The following is a 3,161-nucleotide window of genomic DNA, read 5'->3' on the forward strand; positions in this document are numbered from 1 at the left end:
CGTCTGAGGCTGAAGGCTTGCTCTAAAGTGAGTTCGGTGACTTGATCCATAACGATCACTTGCGCCCTCAAGGAGATAAAGCCGTGAACAAAGGTTTGTCCCCGTTTGTTACACCATGTAAATTAGTGTAACGAAATATTTACATAATTTGACGATTCTCGGCAATTAGATGTCGTGTACCTTGCTTTAGCTTTTCAGGCGCGTTTAGACCCACAGCAAAAATCTGCGTGATTGCCCCGCGCAGCAGAAGGGCAAGGAGGGGGTACCAAGTGACCAGCTCACGGAGAGGGCTTCATTAACCCCAGATTTGTTTTCCCTAAAATTCACGTCTGTGTTCTATGTCAATAAAAGAATGGAGGATTCATAGCCTTTAACTGAAAGGCACGGTTCACTATCAACGACCGCTCCGATCAAAGGCTACGAACCCTCCTAAGTCTGTGATGACTGAGCCTGCTATGACTGAGTCGGTGTGGGAAGCACGTCGAGTTCAGGCGCATGACCCAGTTCGTCAGTCAAACCATTGTTGTCTTGGTCAAGCTTTGTTTTCGTGATGGCGATCGCAAAAACAAGCAGACCAAAGAGGGGCTTGGCTAGAACGTCCGCGATCGTATAACCCAGTTGCACCCCTACCGTCGCTGTGGTCCCGACAATGCCCAGCATTGGTAACAGGTAGGCAATGGGGTAAACACCCCATGAGAACAACAGCAGCAAACGCATGCTGCGCACTAAAGTCCTCACAGCGCTGGGCTGACGCACCAGCGACTTGGACAACTCGACCCACAAGACATAGAGAATGTAGGCAAAGGGGATCGTGCTGACCGTGCCCCAGATCATCCGAGTAGTAAGATTGTTAGAGATTTCACCCGGATAGCCTGTGGCAATCATCACGATCGATGCAAGTACTAGTTTGGTCAGCAGCGGTCTTGCTACTTTTCTTGGCAATGCCAGCACGGCAACGGCTTCAACTAACAGTAGCGGCACCGTCAGTAGCCAATCCACATAGCGGTAGGCATCATTAAACGGTGCACCTGTGGGCATGTATGCGCCATTCTGCAAACTATAGGCGGCATCCCAACTATTGAAAATCCGGAAGTAATGGTAGCCAGCAATGCTGACAACGATCGCTGAGACCAACAAGGCAAGCTGATACTTTTGCCCGACCTGCGCACGCGCATTGAAGAAGAAGAGGGCGGACGCAAACATCGCGGCAATCGCAAACGAGAAAGCGTTGTAAATCAAATTGAATTGGCTCGGTGTCAACGATAGCGCTGTCGATAACCGATCCGACATATCACCCGTTGTCAGCGCGCCCAGAAGCGTGCCATCGGGTACTAAAGAGATGACTAACATCAAAGTTGTCTCCATATAGTAGTGATGAATGTGTTAACTGTGATTGCGGTGACTCGCTGGTGCATCCTTGGCGATTCATGCAGCGAGTCAATCCAGTTTCTGCTTGGCTCAGTTTGAGCTTGCATTAGGCTTGGGAGGGTGCTCATGCTGATCGTTGCCCCTTTCACACCAGGCGCATGCGAGGCTTAGCTGGCTCAGTTGTTTGGGTCAGCAGCCGAGCAGTGCACTCGTGCGATCGCTCTCATCGGGAGCAGAAGTGACCGTCTATACCGCCCTTTCAGCAGACATCACAGTCACATCAGAGGCTGCAAGAACTGGACTGGTGGAAGCGTCCGACTCGCCATACCCCCCCTAATCAAGGCCCTTGGTGAGGACTCAAGCATGTGCATGCTCCAAGAAAATTAGTCTTAGTTTACTCTCGTCACATTTGCCATGATGATGACTCCAAATTTTGTAGTGGTAAGTATTGGTTCAGGTAAAAAGCTAGAGTGCGTCTCCAATCAAAGAGAAGCAACAGCTAAAGCCAGTCTCCAGTCTTGCTGTAGAAGCTCTTGATACGTCATTTTCTGCTGCAGCATCAGCTTGTACGGTTACAGAGGGAAGGCTTGCCCCAATTAATGAGACAGCCGCTGCAATTGATCGGCAAAGAGTCTGAGACTAGACGCTTGCTCTAAGGGGAATTCGATTGCTTACACAATCGCTATCTCCTGCGACCGATGACGGTAAAAATTGTGTACCGATCAGTAGGAATGAGGCGGGGCGCTTGTTTGCTTCGTTATGTTAACTACTATAACGAGCTATTTACATAATTGACGGGTTTTGAAAACTTTTGTAAAGGGTTTTCCTGGGTCTTGGTGCCGCGCTACGGGTTGGGTCAAACTGGGTTTCTTTGCATAAACCTATTTGGCGTTCCCGTAGCAAAATTAAACTAAGTGGCTCCTGTGAAGGGGTCACTTAGTTTAATTTTGCTACGGGAACGCCACGACGAAAAAACGCCTACTGATCATTGATGCAAACTGCTGGAAGTGTCGGGCACCGATGAAAGTTGCAGCACTACGGGCAGATACAGGATATCTGAACATAGGAGACTTTACCGACTTAGATATTCAGCTTGCCACTCAGCATGGCGCTTTCTTGCGATCCCACGACAGCCAGACAGCCGGAGAACGATATGTTGCAAACACCTGTCGCAGATGCAAGGCGTTTATAGGCAATCACTACCTATTTGGTGATTACGTGGCTGACCTCGCTCTTGACAGGCAAGAACTTGATGCAGGTTACTACTGTTCGGTTTGTGTTTGCATGGATGCGGATAGGTAATCACTCTCCTTGTCACCATCAGGCGTTCCCGGTTGAGTAGAGAGGACTCCTGAAATATTTAGGCTTGCTTTGTATTCCCCGTTGCTCTCACCTTTCGGAATGTGAGAGTGTCACAAGATTCAGCCCTGCATCGTGGGGAGCCTCCCCCTCACAGAGGATCAGGCAGCGATGTCCTACTCGAATGCATCCCAATCCCTTTTTGATGGGGAGCCTCTGGTGTTTGTGTCGCAAATACTTTTTAGTGACAAACGAAGTATCTCGTTCGCATTCCGTTAAGCGCTAATTCCGAACAGTTCTTCGATAAACTTCGCTTGAGATACACTGTCCCCTTTGCTGACTCCCTTCACTTGTCCTTTGCGAATCATACTCATCGCTTCGATGCCACTCAAGGTTCGTCTCGCTGTGTTGAATGAGCCGAATCCCATCATTGGCTTTGTCAATCGCTTGATGTTGCGGTGATCCTGCTCGATGATGTTATTCAGGTACTTGCT

Annotated in this window: 3 protein-coding genes; 1 reads left to right on the top strand and 2 read right to left on the bottom strand. The window is 49.2% G+C overall.

Translation table 11 applies throughout. The features are described 5' to 3' along the window. Positions 1-453: 453 nt before the first annotated feature. Positions 454-1,350 (bottom strand): bacteriorhodopsin-like, encoded by an 897-nt coding sequence (locus tag A8707_RS25855; protein WP_197485089.1) that lies wholly within the window; start codon positions 1,348-1,350, stop codon positions 454-456. A gap of 1,038 nt (positions 1,351-2,388) precedes the next feature. On the opposite strand from A8707_RS25855, the gene A8707_RS29380 reads away from it, so the two are divergent. Then, a complete protein-coding gene (locus A8707_RS29380; protein ID WP_068820301.1) occupies positions 2,389-2,670 on the top strand; it encodes a hypothetical protein in 282 nt (93 codons plus the stop codon). Positions 2,671-2,942: 272 nt separating this feature from the next. Here A8707_RS29380 and A8707_RS25865 read toward each other — a convergent pair. Next, the coding region (locus A8707_RS25865) for a DDE-type integrase/transposase/recombinase (RefSeq protein WP_156518841.1) at positions 2,943-3,161 on the bottom strand (219 nt) is incomplete at its 5' end.

Origin of the sequence: Phormidesmis priestleyi BC1401, from assembly GCF_001650195.1 — a bacterium.
Lineage (GTDB): Bacteria > Cyanobacteriota > Cyanobacteriia > Leptolyngbyales > Leptolyngbyaceae > Phormidesmis_A > Phormidesmis_A priestleyi_B.